Raw genomic sequence first — 19,892 nt, 5'->3', positions numbered from 1 at the left:
TAGTAGGTGCGTACCTGCACAAGTTCGCCGGCGCGGACGCCCGCCGTCACAGCAGCGCCCTCAGCCTCTCCGCCAGCAGGTCCCAGCGCCACTTCTCCTCGACCCAGGCCCGCCCCCGCTCCCCCATCCGGGCGCGCAGTTCGGCGTCGCCCAGCAGCACGGTGATCCGGTCGGCGGCCTCCTCCACGGAGCTGCCGCGCACCACCCAGCCGGTCTCGCCGTCCAGGACCGCGTCCGGCGCACCCCCCGAGTCACCGGCGACCACCGGCAGCCCCGTCGCGGACGCCTCCAGGTACACGATCCCGAGCCCCTCGACGTCCAGACCGCCCCGGCGCGTCCGGCACGGCATCGCGAAGACGTCACCGGCGCCGTAGTGGGCGGGCAGCTCGGCCCAGGGCACCGGGCCGGTGAAGCGGACCGAGTCGGCGACGCCTGTCTCGTGCGCGAGCTTGCGCAGCTCCCGCGCGTAGGGCCCGCCGCCGACGATCAGCAGGACCGTCTCCGGCTCGACCGCGAGGATGCGGGGCATCGCCAGGATCAGCGTGTCCTGCCCCTTGCGCGGGACCAGCCGTGAGACGCACACGACCACGGGCCGGTCGGTGAGCCCGAGCCGGGCGCGGACCGCGGCGCCCCCCGACTCCGGGTGGAAGGTCTTCTCGTCGACCCCGGGCGGCAGTTGGACCATCCGCCGGGCCGCCGCCGGGGTCAGCGCGCCGGCGATCCGCGACCGCGTGTACTCGCCGAGGTAGGTGATCGTGTCCGTCGACTCGCCGATCCTGCGCAGCAGTTGACGCGCCGCCGGCAGTTGCGTCCACCCCGCCTCGTGACCGTGGGTCGTCGCCACCAGCCGTTCGGCGCCCGCCTTGCGCAGGGCCGGGGCCATCAGCCCGAGCGGCGCCGCCGCCCCGAACCACACCGAGGTGCACCCGTGTTCACGCAGCAGCCCGACGGCCCGCCCGGTGACCGCCGGCGTCGGCAGCAGCATCGTCGTCCGGTCCCGTACGACGGCGAAGGGCTGCTCGGCGTCGAAGGCGGCCGTGGCCCGGGCGCCCTCGGGACCCCGCTTCCAGGTGGAGGCGTAGACAACGACCCGGTCGGGGTCGAGCCGCAGCGCCATGTTGTGCAGGAAGGCCTGGATACCGCCCGGACGAGGCGGGAAGTCGTTCGTCACGATCAGGGTCTTGTGCACGCCGCCGACCCTACCGAACCGTCTCCCACACCCTCCCAGAACCCTCACAGGTGTCCGGCCCCGCTTGATGGCATTCGCACAGCCGAGCGGGAGATCATGGCCGCGCACCGGTTGACGCGGATAATCGGCCACGAAGAACCAGCCATGAGGAACGGACAGGGATGTACGTGGACATCGCGGACAGAAAGCGGCTGCGGCTCCCCGTGGCACTACTGGGCACCTGGGGTCTGACCCGGCTGCTCCTGCTGCTGTTCGTGTTCAAGGTGTTCGTCTTCCCCGGCCCGGACGTCACCAGCGACGTCTCGGTGATCTATCACGGCTGGTACGAGGTGCTGCGCGACGGCACCTTCCCGCTGGCCGACGTCACCTGGCAGTACCCGCCCGCAGCCGCCCTCGCGATCCTCTCCCCCGGCGCCCTGCCGTTCCTGGACTACGCGTCGGCGTTCTTCGTCCTGGCCCTCCTCGCCGACCTGGTCGTCCTCTCCCTGCTCCGCCACGCGGGCGGGCGCCCCGGCCGGACGCCGCGCGGCGCCTGGGCGTGGGTGGTGGGCGTACCGCTGCTGGGCCCGACCGTGTACGCCCGCTACGACGTGATGGTGACCGCCGTGGCGGTGGCCGCGCTGCTCGCCGGGGCCCGGCGTCCGCGCCTGATGGGCGCCCTGGCGGGCTTCGGGGCGCTGCTGAAGGTCTGGCCCGCGCTGCTGCTGGTGGGGGCCGTACAACGGCGTGCGTGGGCCTCGGCGGCCGTCACGGTGGCCGCGCTGGCGTCTCTGTTCGCGGTGACCATGCCCGGCGCCTTCGCCTTCCTGACCTTCCAGGGCGACCGGGGCACCGAGGTGGAGTCGCTGGGCGCCCTCGTCTTCCATGTCGGCCGGCACTTCGGCTGGGAGGGCCGGGTGGCGCTGAACTACGGCTCCATCGAGTTCCTGGGCCCGTTCGTGAAGACGGTGAGCACGGTGGCGCTGCTGCTGACCGTGGCCGCCTTCGGCTGGCTGCTGCTGTGGCGGCTGCGGGCCACCCGCTTCCTGCCGCACACCCTCGCGGACGCCGCCTTCGTGGCGGTGCTGCTGTTCACGGTGACCAGCCGGGTGATCAGCCCGCAGTACATGGTGTGGCTGGTCGGCCTCGCCGCCGTCTGCCTCTGTTTCCGGGCCAGCCCGATGACCCTGCCCGCCACCCTGGTCGTCGTCGCCTGCCTGGTGACGGTCCTGGAGTTCCCCGTCGGCTTCGGACACGTGGTCGCCAGCGACGCCTACGGCATGGCCCTCCTGTTCACCCGCAACGGCCTCCTGGTCGTCGCGGCCCTCACGGCGGCCCTGGAGCTGTGGCGCACGACCGCCCCGCCCCGGGCCCAGCTCCCTGCGATCCCGGACCAGCCGACCCGCGAGAAGGAGACCTTGGGCTCCCCCTGACACCTTTCGCCCCGGCCGGCATCATCCAGCCCGTCCGGGGGTCCCCCCTCTGGGGGCGGGATGCGACGGGCAGAGGCGGCGGGGGCGAGGAACTACGCGAGTTGAGCCCGGAGATAGTCCCGCCACAACTCCGTGAACTCCCCCCGCGTCGTCCCCAGTACGTTCGCCATCGCCCCCTCGACCGCGCCCGCCCGCGTCCTGTGCGCCCCCACAGCCCGGTAGAACTCACCGAGCCGCACCTCACCCCACCGGTCGGCGATCAGCCGGCACGCCAGCCAGCCGCCCTCGTACGACTGGGCCAGGTTCGCCGCGTCCCCGCCGAAGCCGAAGTCCGCGTCCTCGGGCAGCGCGTCCGGTACGTCGCCGGATGCCACGGCGCGGGCCAGTTCGGGGGCCGCCTGGACGGCCGTACGGCCCGTGGACCGGTAGCCGACCCAGTCCGCGTACCCCTCGGAGAGCCACAGGGGCGTGGCCGCCGTGGTGGCGGTACGGGTCGCCACGTGCGTGGTCTCGTGGGTGAGCACGACCTGCTTGCCGAAGTCGCCGAGCACGCCGTACGCCTCGGGGTTGACGATGATCCGGTCCGCGGGTGCCCGCGGCGATCCGCCCACCTCCCCGGTCGTGACCGCCGCGATCCCCCGGTACGCGGAGGCCGGCGATCCGAGCAGCCCCGCCATCCCTTCCAGCGACTTCGGAACGAGGACCACGACCCGCTTCGTCCAGGCCCCGCCCCACGCCTGGGTCACCGCCGGCACGGCCCGGTCCGCGAAGCCCGCGTAACGGCGCAGGGAGTCCGGTGACTGCCCCACCCCCAGGACGAGGCTGCGCGCCCCGCGTACGGCCCGTACGGTCCCCTGGTCCCACAGCTGCTGGCCCGTCTGCCGCGCGGGCTTGTCGTGGTCGACGTACCACCGGCCGTCGTCCCGCTCGGTGAGGCTCAGGGTGCGCCCGACCTTCACGGGGGCCTTGTCGATGCCCTCGACGCGGTAGCTCAGCTCCACATCGGCGGTGACCACGCCACCGTCGGTGCCGTGCAGGGCGATCAGACGGTACGACCAGGCCGCCAGCGGGAGCGCGCGCAGCCGCGTGAACCCGGCGGGCGCTCCGGTCCGCTCGTACGCCGGTGCGTCACCGGCGAGGACGGCCGCGGCCCGCCGGTCCAGCAGCCGCCGTACGTCGGCGGACGCGGTGTCGGTCGCCGACCGGCCGCCGCCGCACGCGACGAGGGAGACGAGCGCGCCGAGCAGCAGCCAGAGCGCCACGCCCCGGACCCGCCACGCGTCCCACGCACGCCTACGACCAGCCACGCCGACGATCGTACGGGCCGATTGTCGGGAAGTTCGGGGAAGGGGACGCTCCGGACGTACGGATCTCGCCGCTCGGACCCTCCCTGCTCAGACCCTGGTGACCGACGAGACGGGCATCATGCCCACCGGGTCGTACCGCACCGGCGCGCCCGGGTAGGGGGCGTGGATCACCTGGCCGTTGCCCACGTACATCCCGACATGACTGGCATCGGACCGGTACGTGACCAGGTCGCCGGGCTGGGCCTGGGAGAGCGGGACCTGCTGCCCGGCGTACCGCTGCGCCTGCGAGGTACGGGGCAGGGAGACCCCGGCCTTCGCGTACGACCACTGCATCAGGCCCGAACAGTCGAAGCCGGAGGGCCCGTTGGAGCCCCAGACGTACGGACTGCCCAGCGCCGCCCGGGCCGCGGCGACGGCGGCTGCCGCACGGGCGCTCGGCGCGGCGGAGTTGCCGAGGTCGGGCAGGTCGGTGCGGTCGGACCGGGAGGCCCGGTCGTAGGCGGCCCGGTCGGCGGACGGCAGCGAGTTGAGCAGCGCCCGCGCCTTCGCCAGCTTCTGTTCGACGGTCCGCTTGTGCGCGGCGACCGCCTTGCGGCTGCGGTCGAGCTCGCGGAGCTTGCCGGTGGCCTCCGTGCGCTCCTGGGCGAGTTCCCGCATGGCCGCCTGGAGTTCTTTGAGCTCACCGGCCTGGTGGAGGTTGATCCGGTCGAGCGCGGCGGCCTTCTCCAGGTACTCGTCCGGGTCGTCGGAGAACAGCAGCGCCAGCGAGGGGTCCAGGCCTCCGGCCCGGTACTGGGCGCCCGCGAGCGAACCGAGCGCCTCCCGCATGGTGTTGATGCGCAACTGCTGCCGCGCGATCCGGTCCTGCGCCCTGGTCACCTGCGCGCGGAGCGTGTCGGCGCGCTCGTCGGCCCGGTTGTAGGACTCGGTGGCCTTCTCGGCCGCCGCGTAGAGCCGGTCCACCTCGGCCCGGGTGTGGTCGGTCGGCGCGGCGGTCGCCGACGGCACGGCGGCGCCGAGAGCCGCGGCTGCGGCGGACAGCACGGTGAGGGCGGCGCCTGCGGCGCTGGCTCCCCGGTCGAACCCGGACGGTGCAAGGCGGCGATGGAACCCCACGAGAAGCCGCACTCCTTCCGCTGGCGGACGCATGTGCTCCCCCGGTATTGGGGGCGCGCCAGACAGTAGTCGTGCGACTACGTGCGGGCCAAAGACCTCGGCGGCCACACACGGTGACGCCCCGCCTATGACGCAGGTCACGGGCGGGGCGCGGGGTCAGCGGACGGTGTCGTGATTCGCCCGTTCGGGCGTCAACGTGTCCTGATCTTGAACAGACCCGGAAGGAGTACGACGATCCGATCCGTCGAAGAGCGGATCAGATCCGCACGCCGAACTGGTACGGCATGTTGTCGATCGACTCGTACCGCACGACCGCTCCGGTGCGCGGGCTGTGCAGGACCTGGCCGTTGCCGGCGTAGAAGCCGACGTGGTGCAGGTCGCCGTAGAAGATGACCAGGTCACCGACCTGGAGATCGCTCTGCGAGTAGATGCGGGTACCGGCGTTGGCCTGTGCCTGCGAGGTCCGGGGTATCTGGATGCCGGCCTGGGCGAACGCCCACGAGGTGAGACCCGAGCAGTCGAAGGAGCTGGGGCCGGAGGCACCGTAGACGTACGGCGAGCCGATCACGCTCTGCGCGGCGGCGTACGCGGAACCGGCGCGGCCCGTGACGGCCGAGCCCGAACTGCCCGAGCCCGCATCGCTGAGGACGGCGCGCTCGCTGGCCCGGCTGGCGCGGGCGTCGGCGGCGGCGAGGGCCGCCTTCTCCGCGGCCGTCATGGAGTTGAGGAGCTTCTGCGCCTCGGCGAGCCTGCCCTGGACTTCCTTCTTCTTCTTGGCCAGCTCGGTGCGGGTGTCCGCGAGGTCCTGGAGCTTCTCGCCGGCCTCGGAGCGCTGCTGGGCGAGCGAGCGCTGCTTCTCCTGGACCTTCTTGAGCGAGTCGACCTGCTGAGCGCTCAGCTGGTCCATCGTGGACGCCTTGTCGAGGTAGTCGTCCGGGTCGGCGGAGAGGAAAAGCTGCACGGAGGGGTCGATGCTGCCGCTGCGGTACTGGGCGGCGGCGGCGAGTCCGAGGCCGTCGCGCAGCTCGTTGAGCTCTTCCTGGCCGCGGGCGACGTTGTCCTGGAGGGTGGAGATCTCCTTCTCCAGCCGGTCCTGCTTCTCCTCGGCCCCGTTGAGCTTCTCGGTGGCCTGCTCCGCCTGCTCGTAGAGCTTGTCGACCTTGGCCTTGACCTCGTCCTTGCTCGGCTTCTCGCTCGGCGCCGCGTTGGCGGCGTTGGCGCTGAGGGCCACGGCGGCAGCCGCGGCGGTGGTGAGCACGGTCACGCGGGTGCGGCTCGGCTGCTTCGGTCGACGATGGGACGCCACGGAGGCGAACTCCTTCTTCTCCCGCTGTCACTCCCTTTGAGTGATCACCCGAGCGGAGGTTCGAGGCCTGACCTTAGTGACCTCTCCGTGATCACTTCAAATCCTGAAGAGAAAAATGTTTGTCACTCATCGCATTTTTTACACACAACACACATACAGCAATGCTCGATTGACGCTACGTTGCGTGACACTTCCGTCAATTCGGTCATTGCGCCCGTATGTTGCCGACTGCCGTCAGCCGCGCGAGAACCGCTTCAGCAGCACCACCGAAGCCACCGGCCGGGCACCCGCCTTGGCGATCCCGTCGGCCACCTCGCGGTCCGTCGACACGACGATGACCGGCCGGCCGGGCGGTTCCGCGCGCACCAGCTGACGGATCAGCTCGTCGGCGGTGACACCGGCCTTGGAGAACAGCACCCGCACCCCGCGCGGCGGCGCCAGCAGCACCGGAGCGGCCAGTTCGGCCCCGTCGAAGACACAGGTGACCTCGGCCCCGGTCTGCGCGGCGAGCTGCGACAACTGCCCCAGCAGCCGCAGCCGCTGCTTCTCCAACGGCATCTGCGGATAGCCGGTCTTCGTCACGTTGTAGCCGTCGACGACCAGATGCGCCTGCGGCAGCGCGAGCAACTGGTCGAGAATCGCCGGATCGTTCTCGGACAGCGCCCGGGCGGCGATGTCCTTCGGTGTCATCCGCCCCGGCTCGACCGCGTCCACGGTCTCGGCCGGCCGCACCGACACCGGCGGCAGCGCCAGCTCCCGCCGCAGCCCCTGGGCCGCGTCGAGCACCGTGTCCAGCAGCAGCCGTACGCGCATGTCCTCGACGCTTCGTCCCTCCCGGACGGCGCGTCTGCTGGCCTCCAGCGCCGCCTCCACCTCGCTCAGCCGCCCCTTGAGCCGCCGGGCCTCGCTCTCGGCCGCGGAGACGTGCGTGTGCCCCTCGGTGCGCACGGTCTCCATCTCGGCGTGCACCTTGCGCAGGGCGGCCTCGCCGCGCTTGACGTCACTGAGCGCGGCGCGCAGCTTGCGGTGGAGCGATTCGGCTTCCTTCCTCGCCGACTCCAGCTCCGTACGCAGCCGCTCGGTCTCGCTGCGGGTGTGGTCGCGGGCGGCGGTCAACTCCTCGCGCAGCCGCTCCAGTTCGGCCCGGCTCTCGTCGTCGGCGCGCTCGGCGTCGGCGCGCTGCGCCTCCTCGCCGGCCGCGGTGACGAGCTTCACCCAGCCCGTGGGGCGCAGCACATAGGCCGCGGCGGCCACGTCCAGCGGATCGGCGGCCGGGGGTGGCGAACCGGCGTCGAGAGCCCCGGCCAGCTCCGGCTGGGCCTCCCTGAGCTTCTCCCCGATGCGCTGCCGGAACAGCGTGTCGGTCTCCAGCGCGGCGGCCATGGCGTTGCCGGCGAACTTGGCCCGCCGATTGGGCGCGAACCGCGCGTACTGCCGCAACTGGGCGGGCAGCTCGGCGACGGTGAGTCCGCCGAACCCGTCGGAGACGATCTGCACGACGCGCCTGCGCACGCCGTCGGGCAGCGGGCGGTCGAGCACCTCGGCGGCGCCGTCGCCCGGCTCCCCGCCCGTGGTCTCCACCATCCGTCACCCCAACCAGTTCCTGTGCGGGCCGCTCCCGTCAGGAGCCGGCGCCCGGCCTGTCCACGAGCTCGACCTGATCCACGGCGTTGCACCAACGGCAGCGCACCGACTCGATGGTCTCACTGACCACCTCGCGCTCCTCCACCTTCGGGTCTCCGGCAAGGTCGAGGTGCACGTACTCCACGACCTTGGAGGAGCGGGTCACGTCGAAACGCGTGAGGTTGCCGCAGAGAGCACAGCGCCACCGGGTCGAGTCGGTAGGCAGAGGAACCGTCATCGTGGATATGTTCGCTTTCCTTCTAGTATCCGTGCCGCGCCAGTTTCCCTGGAGCATGTGGCTCGTAACCCTAAGGCCTGGCGGGTATCCACCGCCCGTCCGCCCACAGCGGCGAGGCGGTCTGCGCCGTTCGGTCCCGTTACGTCATGCTCTGTGTCCATGATCGGCGAGTTCGAGAAGTGGCGTCCCGCGGTCCGCAGATCGGTCCGTGCCCAGTCGGCGCCGGTGACGTACGGGCTGATCGCCGTCTGCTGTCTGCTCTTCGTCATCGGCCCCGCCTCGGGCCTGAACCCCGGGTACGGCACCGGGGATGCCCTGCTGGCCGCCCAGCGGGCCTACTTCCGCCGCTGGGGCGTGGTCCCCGCCGACCTCTTCACCGGCGCCCCGCGGGCCACGCTCACCCCTGCCACGGCACTGTTCGTGCACGGCAGCTGGGTCCACCTGCTGGGCAACATGCTCTTCCTCTACGTCTTCGGCGCCATGACGGAGGAACGCCTCGGGCACCTGGAGTTCACCCTCTTCTACCTGGGCTGCGGCTACCTGGCCCTGCTGGGGTACGCCGCCGCCAACGCCGGCTCGCAGCAGACGCTGGTGGGGGCGTCAGGCGCGATCTCGGCGATCCTGGGCGCGTTCCTGTACCTGTTCCCCAGGGCCCGCGTCACGAGCCTCTTCCCGTTCCTCTTCTTCCTCCCCCTGCGCTTCCCGGCCTGGCTGACCCTGCCGTTCTGGGCGGCCCTCCAGTGGGTGGCGGCGGGCCGGGCGTCCTCCGGGCCCGGGGTGGCGTATCTGGCGCACGTGGTGGGGTTCGGGCTGGGCTTCGCCTACGCGTGGGTGCGACATCGGCGTACCGCCGCTGTGCCTTCCCGGGAGGCGTCCCCCGGGAAGGCACAGCAACCGGGCCGGCTGGACCGCGAGTAGGGTGAGATCCTCAGCAGCGGGCCCCGAGGGAGAGAACCAGCCGTGATCACCGCGATCGTGCTCATCAAGACCAGCGTGGACCGGATTCCCGAGATCGCGGAGTCGATCGCCGCGCTGGACAGCGTGAGCGAGGTCTTCTCCGTCACCGGTACGTACGACCTGATCGCGATGGTCCGCGTCAAGGCCCACGAGGACCTGGCGGAGATCATCCCCGGCAGCATCAGCAAGATCCCGGGCGTGGAGGCGACGGACACCCACGTGGCGTTCCGGACGTACTCCCAGCACGACCTGGAGGCGGCGTTCGCGATCGGCCTGGACAGCTGACCTCCCAGCCCGTCCGGTTCACCCTTCCAGCGCCGTCCGGCACCATCCAGCCCGTCTGGGGTCCCCCTCTGGGGGAGTTTGAGGACGAGCGCGTTCAGCGCGAAGGGGGCCCGGGGGCAGAGCCCCCAGAAACAGGACGGGACGGGTAGGGGCGGCGGGGGCGATCAAACCGCCGGAACGCAACGCCCGTCCTCGGTCCGGTACTGCCACCGAGCCCCGTCCCGCACAAGCTCCTTCACCGCACCGACAAACCGCTCGACGTGCTCGTCGGGGGTACCCGCACCGAAGCTCACCCGAATCGCGTTGAGCGACTTCTCACCGGGGGCGGCCTCGGGGGCGCCGCACTCCCCCTGCGTCTGCGGGTCACTGCCCAGCAGCGTCCGCACCAGCGGATGCGCGCAGAACAGCCCGTCGCGCACCCCGATCCCGTACTCCGCGGAGAGCGCCGCGGCGAAGTGCGAGCTGTTCCACCCCTCGACGACGAACGAGATGACTCCGACGCGCGGCGCGTCGTCGCCGAACAGCGAGAGAACCCGGACCTCGGGCACTTCGGCGAGACCCGCCCGCACGGTGTCGATCAGGTGCTGCTCCCGGGCCACCAGGGTGTCGAAGCCGGCCTCCGTGAGGGCGTTGCAGGCGGCGGCGATCGAGTAGGCGCCGATGACGTTCGGCGAGCCGGCCTCGTGCCGGGCCGCGGTGTCGTGCCACTCCACGTCCACTCCCCCGTCCGTGCGCCGTGCGACCTTGCGGCTGGCGCCACCACCGGCGAGGTACGGGTCGGCGGCGCGCAGCCAGTCCGCGCGGCCCGCCAGGACACCGGAGCCGAAGGGCGCGTACAGCTTGTGGCCGGAGAAGGCGACCCAGTCGACGTCCAGGTCCTGGACGGAGACCGGGTGGTGCGGGGCCAGCTGGGCGGCGTCGAGGACGATCCGCGCGCCGTGCGCGTGGGCGACGGCGGCCAGCTCCCGTACGGGCCACAGCTCGCCGGTGACGTTGGAGGCGCCGGTGACGCAGACGAGGGCCGGGCCCTGGCCCTCTTGGCCAGACGCGGTACGGGCGGCGAGGGCCTCCTCAAGGGTGGCCACGGCCTGCCGAGGGGTGCGCGGGGCGTCGAGGTAGGTGACCTGGGCGTCCCGCCAGGGCAGCAGGGAGGCGTGGTGCTCGGTCTCGAAGACGAAGACCTGGCAGCCGTCGGGGAGGGCGGCGGCGAGGAGGTTGAGGGAGTCGGTCGTGGACCGGGTGAAGATCAGCTGGTCGTCGGCGCGGCAGTCCAGGAACTCGGTGACCGTCCTGCGGGCGTTCTCGAAGAGGTCCGTCGACAGCTGGGAGAGGTAGCCGGCCCCCCGGTGCACACTGCCGTAGTAGGGCGCGTACGCGGCCACGTCGTCCCAGACCCGCTGGAGCGCGGGGGCGCTGGCGGCGTAGTCGAGCGCGGCGTAGGTGACCTCGCCGCCGGTGACGAGCGGGACGGTGACATCGCGGCCCAGAACGGGCAGAGGTCCGGAAATGTCACAGCAAACTGCCTGGTCGACGGCGACGGTGGAGACAGACATGGCGAACTCCCGTGAGAGGCAAGAGGAATCGCTGTGCGAGCGGACATGGCTCAGCACAGGAAAAAGATGAAAAGGGTGCGTGGAGGCGGGGCTCGGCAGCCCTATCGCATTCGCTTGCTCACGGAAGACTCCCTCGAACGACCAGGACCCCTGGTGTCGAGAGGGGCCCGCGCTTGCCGTAAGCCTTGCTGCCTACGGCCTGGTCTTCATCCCGGGGCACCCCGCCACGGACGGAGGGTTGCCGGACAGTCGGCCGGGGCCTCATGACTGTCACTCATGACCTGGAACAGAACGTACGTGAAGTGATCGACGCCCCGCAACCCGTGTCCGGATCGCGGGACGTCCCTCGCCAGGAACCGCTGAGCGGCGACTACGCGCCGGCTACGCGTTGGTGGCCGCCGACCACCGCTCCAGCGTCCTCTTCGCCGCCCCGGAGTCGATGGATTCCGCCGCCTTCGCCATCCCGATGCCGATCTGCTCGGCCAGGGAGCCCTGCCCCGGGTCCAGCGCCACCAGCGCCGCCGCCGAGTTGAGCAGTACGGCATCCCGTACGGGCCCGGTCTCGCCGTCCAGCAGCCGCCGGGCGACCGCCGCGTTGTAGGAGGCGTCACCGCCGCGCAGGGCCTCCACCGGGACCAGCTCGATGCCGACGTCGCGCGGGTCGAAGGCCTCCTCCGTCACCTTGCCGTCCCGGACGACCCACACCCGGGACGTGGCGGTGATCGTCAGTTCGTCGAGGCCGTCGTCGCCCCGGAACACCAGGGACGAGTTGCCGCGCTCGGCGAAGACACCGGCGACGATGGGCGCCATCCGGGGATGCGCGACACCGACGGCCTGGGCCCTGACCTTGGCCGGGTTGGTCAGCGGACCCAGGATGTTGAAGACCGTCCGGATGCCCAACTGACCGCGTGCGGCGCCTACATGACGCATCGCCGGATGGAACTTGGCCGCGAAGCAGAAGGTGATCCCGGCCTCCTCCGCCACCTCGGCAACCCGCTTCGGGGTCAGCTCCAGATTGACCCCGAGCTGCCCCAGCACGTCCGAAGCCCCGGAGGCCGAGGAGGCCGCCCGGTTGCCGTGCTTGACGACCTTGGCGCCCGTACCGGCGATGACGATCGCCGACATGGTGGAGATGTTGACCGTGTTGGCGCCGTCGCCGCCGGTGCCGACGATGTCGACGGTGGGCCCCGGCACCTCGATCACGTTGGCGTGCTCGTACATCGCGTCGACGAACCCGGAGATCTCCTCGACGGTCTCGCCCTTGGCCCGCAGCGCCACCACGAACCCGGCGATCTGCGCGTCGGTCGCCTCGCCGCGCATGATCAGGTTCATCGCCCAGGCGGTGTCGGCGGCGCTCAGGTCATGGCCGTCGAGCAGCCCGTTCAGCACGCGGGGCCAGGAACGGACCGCCGCGGTATCGCCTCCGGCGGGGTTCACAGCGCTCATCTGCCGCTCCTGGATCGGTCCCGACGGGACTCCGCGGGACTTCTGGTGGGAATGGGAACACCCTATCCAGCCCGACGGCACGACGAAGGGCCCCGTCCGGTGTACGGACGGGGCCCTTCTGCCGTGTGTGGCGAAGCGGGGTGATCAGTGGTGGCCGTGGCCGCTCGTGATCTCCTTGTACTCCTCGGCTGTCGGCTTGGGGATCTGGCTGTCCTCGCCGTAGTACGACTTGCTGAGCTTGGCGCGCAGCTTCTCCGTGCCCTTCACCTTGCGCTCGACACCGTTCTCGTCGACCGTCGCGCCGATCATGGCCGGCTCGTACTGCTCGTGCGCGGTGAGCGTGTGCAGGGCCTCCTGGCTGAGCGGCTCGTGCACCTCGATGAACTCACCGTGCGGCAGGCGCTTGATGATGCCCGACTCGCGGCCGTGCAGCACCTTGTCCTTGTCGCGGCGCTGGAGGCCGAGGCAGATCCGCTTGGTGACGATGAACGCGAGGACCGGGGCGACGAAGAACGCGATCCGTACGAACCAGGTGATCGCGTTGATCGACAGGTGGAAGTGCGTGGCCCAGAGGTCGTTTCCACCACCGATCAGCAGCACCATGTACCAGGTGATCCACGCGACACCGAAGGCCGTGCGCGTCGGAACGTTGCGCGGGCGGTCCAGGATGTGGTGCTCGCGCTTGTCGCCGGTGACCCAGGACTCGATGAACGGGTAGACCGCGATCGCGACCAGGACCAGCGGGAAGATCATCAGCGGGATGAACACGCCCAGGACGAGCGTGTGGCCCCAGAAGTTGATCTCCCAGCCCGGCATGACTCGGATCAGGCCCTCGGAGAAGCCCATGTACCAGTCGGGCTGCGCGCCGGTGGACACCTGGTCCGGACGGTACGGGCCCATGGACCAGATCGGGTTGATCGTGGCGATGGCGGAGATGACCGCGATGACACCGAAGACCAGGAAGAAGAAGCCTCCGGCCTTGGCCATGTAGACCGGCAGCAGCGGCATACCGACGACGTTGTTGTTCGTCTTTCCGGGGCCCGCGAACTGCGTGTGCTTGTGGTAGAAGACCAGGATCAGGTGCGCCACCATCAGGCCGAGCATGATGCCCGGCAGCAGCAGTACGTGGACCGAGTAGAACCGGGCCACGAAGTCGCCGCCCGGGAACTCGCCGCCGAAGAGGAAGAACGACAGGTACGTGCCCACGACCGGCACGGACAGGACGGCGCCCTCCATGAAGCGCACACCGGTGCCGGAGAGCAGGTCGTCCGGCAGCGAGTAGCCGGTGAACCCGGTGAACATGCCCAGGACGAACAGCAGGAACCCGAACAGCCAGTTGACCTCACGCGGCTTGCGGAACGCACCCGTGAAGAACACGCGCATCATGTGCACGAACATGCCGGCGAGGAAGATCAGCGCCGCCCAGTGGTGGATCTGCCGGATCAGCAGACCACCGCGCACATCGAAGGAGATGTGCATGGTCGAGTTGAACGCCTCGGACATCAGCTGGCCCTGCAGCGGGATGTAGCTGCCGTGGTACTCCACCTCGTTCATCGACGGGTGGAAGAACAGCGTCAGATACACACCCGTGAGGATGATGATGATGAAGCTGTACATGCAGACTTCGCCGAGCATGAACGACCAGTGGTCGGGGAAGATCTTGCGCATGTTGGCCTTGGCCAGGGAGTAGATCCCCAGGCGGCCGTCGGCCCAGTCGGCGACGCGTTCGCCGGCCGGTGCCTTCTCGCGCGACGAGCGCGCGTCGGAGTTTTTCGTAGTGCTCATCCGCGCTCCCAGAACGAAGGACCGACGGGCTCGGAGAAGTCGCCGAGCGCCTCGAGGTAGCCCTCGTCGTTCACGCCGATGCGCAGCTGCGGCAGGGCGTGACCGGCGGGGCCGAAGATCACCCGGGCGCCGTCGGAGAGGTCGAAGGTGGACTGGTGGCAGGGGCAGAGCACGTGGTGCGTCTGCTGCTCGTACAGGGAGATCGGGCATCCGACGTGGGTGCAGATCTTCGAGTACGCCACGATGCCCTCGTGGGACCACTCGAGCTCGCGCTTGTCCTTGATGTCGTCCGGCTGGATACGGACGATCATGAGGGCGGCCTTGGCGATCTCGGTCTGGAACTCGTGGTCGTGCTCCTCCAGGCCCTCGGGCTTGGCGAAGGTCAGCGAACCGACCACGACGTCCGAGGGACGCAGCGGCTCGTTCGTGTTCATGTTGACGAGCAGCTTGCCCTTGGACCACAGGGTGTGGCGCAGCTTCGTGCCGGGCAGCGGGCCGAGGTCGCGCAGCAGCATGACGCCGGAGAGCGGGAAGAGGGCCAGCGCACCGAACATCGTGTTGCGGACCAGCTTGCGCCGGCCGATCGCCGACTCCTTCGCGCCCTGCCTGAAGTCGGCCAGGACCTTCGCCTTGACCTCGGGCGGCGCGGAGATCGCGTGCCGCTCGTCGACGAGCTCCTCGTCGGACATCAGGGTGCGGGCCCAGTGGACCGCGCCCGCGCCGATCAGGAAGAGCGCCAGGCCGAGGGAGAGCCCCAGCGCGAAGTTCAGCGCGTTGAGGTGCCCGATCGGGAAGACGTAGATCGCCTTGTCGTGCGGGATCGCCACGTACGAGACGATGAAGGCGACGGTGGCCACCATCGACAGCGTGAACATGAGGGCGACCGCACGCTCGGACCGCTTGGCGGCCTGCTCGTCGATGTCCTGGACGCGGTGTTCGTGGGGCGGCAGCCCCGGGTCCGCGAACGGGTTCTGCTCGTCCGCGACGCCCACGGCACCGTGCTCGGTCTCCTGCGCGGCTGGCAGGTTCTTCTCTGGAATGTCTTGGCTACTCATGACTTCTTGGCCTTTGCGGTCCGAGCGGCGACCCAGACGGCGACCGCGATGAGCGCTCCGAGGCCGAAGATCCAGGCGAACAGGCCTTCGCTGACCGGTCCGAGACCGCCCAGGCCGAGGCCGCCGGGCTCCACGGTGTCCTCGCTGTTGACCGCGTCGAGGTACGCGATGATGTCCTTCTTGTTCTTCTCCGACAGCGTCGTGTCGGGGAAGGACGGCATGTTCTGCGGGCCGGTCTGCATGGCCTCGTAGATGTGCTTCGGGTCGACACCCTCAAGGTCCGGGGCGAACTTGCCGTGCGTGAGCGCACCGCCCTTGCCGGTGAAGTTGTGGCACTGGGCGCAGTTGGTGCGGAACAGCTCGCCACCCTTGGCGATGTCCGCACCGTCGGGGTCGTACTGCTCCTCGGTCGGCACGGACGGACCGGTGCCCAGCGACGCGATGTACGCCGCGAGCTGGTCGATCTCGGCCTGCGAGTAGATGTTCTTCTTCTTCGGGATCTGCGCGCCCTGCGAGGTCGCGGCAGGCATACGGCCGGTCGCCACCTGGAAGTCGACCGCCGCGGCGCCCACGCCCACGAGGCTCGGACCGTCGGAGGTGCCCTGACCGCCGGTGCCGTGGCAGCTGGCGCAGCCCACGGAGTAGAGCCGCTGCCCCTCCGTGATGGTGAGGGACTGGGCGGTTTCATCGGCCTTCGCCTGGCCCGTAGGCGCGACAGCGGAGTACAGCCCCCCGATGGCCGCCAGCGCGATGAGTAGGACGACGACCGCCGCCATCGGATGGCGTCGTCGTGCGGAGAGCTTTTTCACGGATTACCCCGGTGTCAGGATCTTCTGCGTCGAGTCTTCTGGAGGTGTCGGGCGGACCCGATGCGAGGATCGGGCGGCCCGGCTACTTGATCATGTAGATCGTGGCGAAGAGCCCGATCCAGACGACGTCGACGAAGTGCCAGTAGTAGGACACGACGATCGCGGCGGTCGCCTGCTCATGGGTGAACCTTCGTGCCGCGTACGTCCTGCCGAGGACGAACAGGAAGGCGATGAGACCGCCCGTCACGTGCAGCCCGTGGAAGCCGGTGGTCAGGTAGAACACCGAGCCGTACGGGTCGGACGAGAGCGAGAGGCCCTCGTGCTTGACCAGCTCGGTGTACTCGAAGACCTGACCGCCGATGAAGATCGCACCCATGACGAAGGTGACGATGAACCACATCCGGAGCTTCTTCACGTCACCGCGCTCGGCGGCGAACACGCCGAGCTGGCAGGTGAGGGAAGAGAGCACCAGGATCGTGGTGTTGGCCGCGGAGAACGGGAAGTTCAGGCTTGACGCCATCTCCTTCCAGTGATCCGGACCGGTCACCGATCGCAGGGTGAAGTACATCGCGAAGAGGGCCGCGAAGAACATCAGCTCGGAACTCAGCCAGATGATGGTTCCGACGCTGGTGAGGTTCGGCCGGTTGACCGACGGGTGCGCGTGCCCGGTTTCTACTGTCGTTGCTGTCGCCACGACCGACATTATGTCGGTCGCTTATCCCGCCCTCACGCCGGGGGGTGCCGTTCGGGGTGTCTGCGGGGTGTGTCCAGCCCGTATGGCCCATCGGACAGGCGTCCAAGCGGTGTTCAGACAGGCGGTCCGAAGGAGTAGCATCCGGCCCAACGGACCCGGTCCGTCTGTCCGTACGACGCTGATGTCTCGGAGGGAACAATGCAGCCGACCGCCACGGTGCTGGTCTACAGCGATGACTCCAACACCCGCGAGCAGGTGCGGTTGGCGACGGGACGGCGCCCCGCTCCCGACGTTCCCGTCGTCGAGTTCCTCGAGTGTGCGACGCCCGCCGCCGTCCTGAAGGAACTGGACAAGGGCGGAATCGATGTCTGTGTGCTGGACGGTGAGGCCGTGCCCATGGGGGGCATGGGCATGTGCCGGCAGATCAAGGACGAGGTTTTCGAGTGTCCGCCGGTGCTGTTGCTGATCGGGCGGCCCCAGGACGCGTGGCTGGCGACGTGGAGCCGGGCCGAGGCCGCGGTCACCCTGCCGGTGGATCCGGTGGAGTTCGCGTCGGCGTTGGCTTCCTTGCTGCGGTCGAAGAAGGCCTTGAGCGCCTAAGAGCTCGGTTCAACTGGTCTGTTCGGTGGGTGCGGGGGCGCTGTGGCTTGTCGCGCCCCGCGGCGGAGCCGCAAATGTCACAGCCCCGTGCCCCTCAGACCGACGCCGGTCGCAGCCTTGCCGTCTGTTCAGGTCCCGGGCCTGTCGCCGTGCCGTTCGTGAGGGCGCTGCCGGTCTGCCACTTCTTCCAGTTCAGGTTCCAGTCGCCGAAGCCGTTGCCGAAGGTTTCCATGGTGTCGCCGTAGGAGTTGACGACCTTGACGACGTCACCCTCCCGGACGTTGTCGAAGAACCACTCGGCGTTGCCGGTGCTCATGCCGACGCAGCCGTGGCTGACGTTGGCGGAGCCCTGGGAGCCCACCGACCAGGGGGCGGCGTGGACGTACTCGCCGCTCCAGGTCACCCGGGTGGCGTAGTAGACCGGCAGGTCGTACGACTCGGCGCTGCCCTCGGCTATGCCGATGCTGGTGCCGCGCATGCGTACGAAGTACTCCTTGCCGAGCACGACCTTGACGCCGTTGCGGGTCTCGAAGCCCGGCTTGCCCGTCGTGACGGGGATGGTGTTGATCACCTTGTCGTTCTTGTAGACGGTCATCTCGTGGGTCGACGCGTCCGTGACGGCGATGACCCGGTCACCGGTGGTGAACGTCAGGGGCTTGGCCCTGCCGCCCCAGAGCCGGTCGGCGATCTTGATGCCGGGCAGGTTGCTGCGCACCTGGACGGTGGCCCGGGCGGGCCAGTACTCCTTGGGCCGGTAGTGGAGTTTCCTGTCGTCCACCCAGTGCCACGCGCCCTCGGTGGTGGGGGCCGAGTCCACCTTGAGGGCGCGCTCGACTATCGCGCGCTGCGCCTTTCCCCGTACGGGTTCGCTGAGTTCGGCCGTCACCGGCTGGCCCACGCCGTAGGTGCCCGTCTTCGGGCCGAAGGTGACGTTCAGGCGCTTCTTGGTGGTCGGCCTGCTGGTGTCGAAGGTGAGGGTCTTCCGGCCTGGGGCGCCGTCCTCGTCCTCCGTGCTCACCCGGACCGTGTAGCGGGCGCCTGCGGCCAGGGGGGAGGTGCTGTGCCAGCGACTGCCGTCGGCGGAGAGTTCGCCGGCCACGTACCGTCCGGCCGCGTCGACAGCGGTGACGTCCGTGATGCGGTCGTCGGAGTCGTCGACGGTGACGTCCAGGGGCTTGTCCGGGTCGGCCTTCCTGCCGTCGCCGAGAGAGCCGCCGAAGGAGATCCGCTCAGCCGCGTCGTACGGCTTCGCCGAGAGGGGATGGCCGTCGGAGCCGCAGGCGGTGGTGGAAGCGCCCAGGGCGGCCACCAGGAGCGTGCAGCTGACGACCGTACGGTTACGCGGTGAGTGCCTCATGGACTCACGCTAAGAACGTGCGGCTGCCTCGGCGCGGCGGGTGATCCGTGCGAGGGAACGGGGGTGTGGCAAAAGAGGGAGCCCGGACCCTCCTGACGGAGTGTCCGGGCTCCCCTGAGCACCGAGCGTGTTACTGGGTGCGGTTCTCACCGCGGTAGTACTCGAAGACCCAGCCCCACAGGCCGATCAGGAGCAGCGGTGCGGCGAAGTACGCCAGCCACCAGCCGATCGCGACGCTCAGGAACAGGAACGCGCCGCCGATGGCCAGCGAGAGCGGCTGCCAGCTGTGCGGGCTGAAGAACCCGACCTCACCGGCGTCGTCCGCGACGTCCGCCTCCTTGTCGTCCTGGGCGCCCACGTCGACCCGCCGGGCCGTGAAGGCCAGGTAGTAGCCGACCATGATGCACAGGCCGAAGGCCAGGAAGAGCGCCGTGGTGCCCGCCGGCTCCTTCGACCACACGCCGTAGACGATCGCCATGACGAGGACGAAGACGGCGAGCCAGATGAACATCTTGCCCTGGACCTTCACTTGCCCGCCTCCTTGCCGCCCGCGAGAGCCTTTTCGCCGTGCCCGGCGTTCTCCAGCTGGTCGAGCGCCGCGATCTCGGGGTGGTGCAGGTCGAACGCCGGGGATTCACTGCGAATACGCGGCAGGGTGAGGAAGTTGTGGCGCGGGGGCGGGCAGGACGTCGCCCACTCCAGCGAGCGGCCGTAACCCCACGGGTCGTCGACCTCGACCTTCTTGCCGTACTTCGCGGTCTTCCACACGTTGTAGAAGAACGGGAGCACGGACAGACCGAGCAGGAACGAGCTGATCGTCGAGATCGTGTTCAGCGCGGTGAAGCCGTCGGCCGCGAGATAGTCCGCGTACCGGCGCGGCATGCCCTCGGCGCCCAGCCAGTGCTGGACGAGGAAGGTGCCGTGGAAGCCGATGAACAGCGTCCAGAAGGTGATCTTGCCGAGGCGTTCGTCGAGCATCTTGCCGGTCATCTTCGGCCACCAGAAGTGGAAGCCGGAGAACATCGCGAACACGACCGTCCCGAACACCACGTAGTGGAAGTGCGCCACCACGAAGTAGGAGTCCGAGACATGGAAGTCCATCGGCGGCGACGCCAGGATGACACCGGTCAGACCACCGAAGGTGAAGGTGATCAGGAAGC

General features: G+C 69.8%; 19 protein-coding genes and 1 riboswitch. Of the genes, 4 read left to right on the top strand and 15 right to left on the bottom strand.

The genetic code is table 11. The annotated features are described in order from the left end of the window. Window positions 1–46: 46 nt before the first annotated feature. On the bottom strand, window positions 47–1,189 hold the full coding sequence (locus tag IEY89_RS32360) for a glycosyltransferase family 4 protein (RefSeq protein ID WP_189151090.1): 1,143 nt from the start codon (window positions 1,187–1,189) through the stop codon (window positions 47–49). Window positions 1,190–1,350: 161 nt separating this feature from the next. On the opposite strand from IEY89_RS32360, the gene IEY89_RS32355 reads away from it, so the two are divergent. Next, on the top strand, window positions 1,351–2,601 hold the full coding sequence (locus tag IEY89_RS32355) for a glycosyltransferase 87 family protein (RefSeq protein ID WP_189151089.1): 1,251 nt from the start codon (window positions 1,351–1,353) through the stop codon (window positions 2,599–2,601). 92 nt (window positions 2,602–2,693) lie between these two features. Here IEY89_RS32355 and IEY89_RS32350 read toward each other — a convergent pair whose 3' ends face one another. From IEY89_RS32350 to IEY89_RS32330, 5 genes are all read right to left on the bottom strand, one after another. Beyond that, a complete protein-coding gene (locus IEY89_RS32350) occupies window positions 2,694–3,908 on the bottom strand; it encodes a hypothetical protein (RefSeq protein WP_229695527.1) in 1,215 nt (404 codons plus the stop codon). Window positions 3,909–3,995: 87 nt separating this feature from the next. Next, window positions 3,996–5,024, bottom strand: coding sequence for a C40 family peptidase (locus IEY89_RS32345; protein WP_189151088.1), 1,029 nt, complete (start codon window positions 5,022–5,024; stop codon window positions 3,996–3,998). Between the two features lie 256 nt (window positions 5,025–5,280). Then, the gene (locus tag IEY89_RS32340) at window positions 5,281–6,330 is read right to left on the bottom strand and encodes a C40 family peptidase (protein WP_189151087.1); all 1,050 of its coding nucleotides are present in this window, start codon (window positions 6,328–6,330) and stop codon (window positions 5,281–5,283) included. Between the two features lie 234 nt (window positions 6,331–6,564). Further along, window positions 6,565–7,914, bottom strand: a complete 1,350-nt coding sequence (locus IEY89_RS32335) for an NYN domain-containing protein (protein ID WP_189151086.1) — start codon at window positions 7,912–7,914, stop codon at window positions 6,565–6,567. A 37-nt stretch (window positions 7,915–7,951) separates the two neighbouring features. Then, window positions 7,952–8,191 carry a hypothetical protein gene (locus IEY89_RS32330; RefSeq protein ID WP_164314491.1) on the bottom strand — a complete coding sequence of 80 codons (240 nt, stop codon included), beginning with the start codon at window positions 8,189–8,191 and terminating at the stop codon, window positions 7,952–7,954. Window positions 8,192–8,350: 159 nt separating this feature from the next. Here IEY89_RS32330 and IEY89_RS32325 point away from each other — a divergent pair, with 159 nt between their 5' ends. Further along, window positions 8,351–9,109 carry a rhomboid family intramembrane serine protease gene (locus tag IEY89_RS32325; protein ID WP_189151085.1) on the top strand — a complete coding sequence of 253 codons (759 nt, stop codon included), beginning with the start codon at window positions 8,351–8,353 and terminating at the stop codon, window positions 9,107–9,109. A gap of 42 nt (window positions 9,110–9,151) precedes the next feature. Next, window positions 9,152–9,433 (top strand): Lrp/AsnC family transcriptional regulator, encoded by a 282-nt coding sequence (locus IEY89_RS32320; protein ID WP_164314487.1) that lies wholly within the window; start codon window positions 9,152–9,154, stop codon window positions 9,431–9,433. Window positions 9,434–9,597: 164 nt separating this feature from the next. On the opposite strand, the gene IEY89_RS32315 is transcribed toward IEY89_RS32320, so the two are convergent. From IEY89_RS32315 to ctaE, 6 genes are all read right to left on the bottom strand, one after another. Further along, the gene (locus IEY89_RS32315) at window positions 9,598–10,986 is read right to left on the bottom strand and encodes an aminotransferase class V-fold PLP-dependent enzyme (protein WP_189151084.1); all 1,389 of its coding nucleotides are present in this window, start codon (window positions 10,984–10,986) and stop codon (window positions 9,598–9,600) included. A gap of 164 nt (window positions 10,987–11,150) precedes the next feature. Beyond that, a riboswitch (SAM riboswitch) is annotated at window positions 11,151–11,268 on the bottom strand. A gap of 99 nt (window positions 11,269–11,367) precedes the next feature. Then, window positions 11,368–12,432, bottom strand: a complete 1,065-nt coding sequence (gene trpD, locus IEY89_RS32310; RefSeq protein WP_189151083.1) for an anthranilate phosphoribosyltransferase — start codon at window positions 12,430–12,432, stop codon at window positions 11,368–11,370. A gap of 144 nt (window positions 12,433–12,576) precedes the next feature. Continuing rightward, the gene (qcrB, locus tag IEY89_RS32305; RefSeq protein ID WP_189151082.1) at window positions 12,577–14,217 is read right to left on the bottom strand and encodes a cytochrome bc1 complex cytochrome b subunit; all 1,641 of its coding nucleotides are present in this window, start codon (window positions 14,215–14,217) and stop codon (window positions 12,577–12,579) included. Next, complete coding sequence (gene qcrA / locus IEY89_RS32300) at window positions 14,214–15,272, bottom strand: cytochrome bc1 complex Rieske iron-sulfur subunit (RefSeq protein WP_189151081.1); 1,059 nt, start codon at window positions 15,270–15,272, stop codon at window positions 14,214–14,216. Before qcrA ends, qcrB begins: the two co-directional genes overlap by 4 nt. After that, window positions 15,269–16,081, bottom strand: a complete 813-nt coding sequence (gene qcrC / locus IEY89_RS32295) for a cytochrome bc1 complex diheme cytochrome c subunit (protein WP_189151080.1) — start codon at window positions 16,079–16,081, stop codon at window positions 15,269–15,271. Before qcrC ends, qcrA begins: the two co-directional genes overlap by 4 nt. Window positions 16,082–16,163: 82 nt before the next feature. Further along, window positions 16,164–16,784, bottom strand: a complete 621-nt coding sequence (ctaE, locus tag IEY89_RS32290; RefSeq protein ID WP_189151079.1) for an aa3-type cytochrome oxidase subunit III — start codon at window positions 16,782–16,784, stop codon at window positions 16,164–16,166. 189 nt (window positions 16,785–16,973) lie between these two features. Between ctaE and IEY89_RS32285 the strand changes: the two genes are divergently transcribed. After that, complete coding sequence (locus tag IEY89_RS32285) at window positions 16,974–17,375, top strand: response regulator (protein WP_189151078.1); 402 nt, start codon at window positions 16,974–16,976, stop codon at window positions 17,373–17,375. A gap of 94 nt (window positions 17,376–17,469) precedes the next feature. On the opposite strand, the gene IEY89_RS32280 is transcribed toward IEY89_RS32285, so the two are convergent. The 3 genes from IEY89_RS32280 to IEY89_RS32270 all read right to left on the bottom strand — a co-directional run. Next, window positions 17,470–18,732 (bottom strand): L,D-transpeptidase, encoded by a 1,263-nt coding sequence (locus tag IEY89_RS32280; RefSeq protein WP_189151077.1) that lies wholly within the window; start codon window positions 18,730–18,732, stop codon window positions 17,470–17,472. Window positions 18,733–18,862: 130 nt separating this feature from the next. After that, window positions 18,863–19,261: a cytochrome c oxidase subunit 4 gene (locus tag IEY89_RS32275; RefSeq protein WP_189151076.1), complete on the bottom strand. Its 399-nt coding sequence runs from the start codon at window positions 19,259–19,261 to the stop codon at window positions 18,863–18,865. Continuing rightward, window positions 19,258–19,892, bottom strand: a 635-nt coding sequence (locus IEY89_RS32270; RefSeq protein WP_189151075.1) for a cytochrome c oxidase subunit I, incomplete at its 5' end; no start/stop codon positions are given. The genes IEY89_RS32275 and IEY89_RS32270, both read right to left, overlap by 4 nt.

Origin of the sequence: Streptomyces lacrimifluminis (genome assembly GCF_014646095.1) — a bacterium.
Classification (GTDB): Bacteria; Actinomycetota; Actinomycetes; order Streptomycetales; family Streptomycetaceae; genus Streptomyces; species Streptomyces lacrimifluminis.
Note: the sequence above shows the minus strand (reverse complement) of the source record. Positions and strands in the feature narration are given on the sequence as shown.

What these genes read in the sequence shown, in the direction of transcription:
- IEY89_RS32355 (WP_189151089.1), top strand. Translation starts at nt 1,351, where the DNA reads ATGTACGTGGACATCGCGGACAGAAAGCGGCTGCGGCTCCCCGTGGCA.
- IEY89_RS32335 (WP_189151086.1), bottom strand. Translation starts at nt 7,914, where the DNA reads ATGGTGGAGACCACGGGCGGGGAGCCGGGCGACGGCGCCGCCGAGGTG.
- IEY89_RS32330 (WP_164314491.1), bottom strand. Translation starts at nt 8,191, where the DNA reads ATGACGGTTCCTCTGCCTACCGACTCGACCCGGTGGCGCTGTGCTCTC.
- IEY89_RS32325 (WP_189151085.1), top strand. Translation starts at nt 8,351, where the DNA reads ATGATCGGCGAGTTCGAGAAGTGGCGTCCCGCGGTCCGCAGATCGGTC.
- IEY89_RS32315 (WP_189151084.1), bottom strand. Translation starts at nt 10,986, where the DNA reads ATGTCTGTCTCCACCGTCGCCGTCGACCAGGCAGTTTGCTGTGACATT.
- trpD (WP_189151083.1), bottom strand. Translation starts at nt 12,432, where the DNA reads ATGAGCGCTGTGAACCCCGCCGGAGGCGATACCGCGGCGGTCCGTTCC.
- qcrB (WP_189151082.1), bottom strand. Translation starts at nt 14,217, where the DNA reads ATGAGCACTACGAAAAACTCCGACGCGCGCTCGTCGCGCGAGAAGGCA.
- qcrA (WP_189151081.1), bottom strand. Translation starts at nt 15,272, where the DNA reads ATGAGTAGCCAAGACATTCCAGAGAAGAACCTGCCAGCCGCGCAGGAG.
- ctaE (WP_189151079.1), bottom strand. Translation starts at nt 16,784, where the DNA reads ATGTCGGTCGTGGCGACAGCAACGACAGTAGAAACCGGGCACGCGCAC.
- IEY89_RS32285 (WP_189151078.1), top strand. Translation starts at nt 16,974, where the DNA reads ATGCAGCCGACCGCCACGGTGCTGGTCTACAGCGATGACTCCAACACC.
- IEY89_RS32280 (WP_189151077.1), bottom strand. Translation starts at nt 18,732, where the DNA reads ATGAGGCACTCACCGCGTAACCGTACGGTCGTCAGCTGCACGCTCCTG.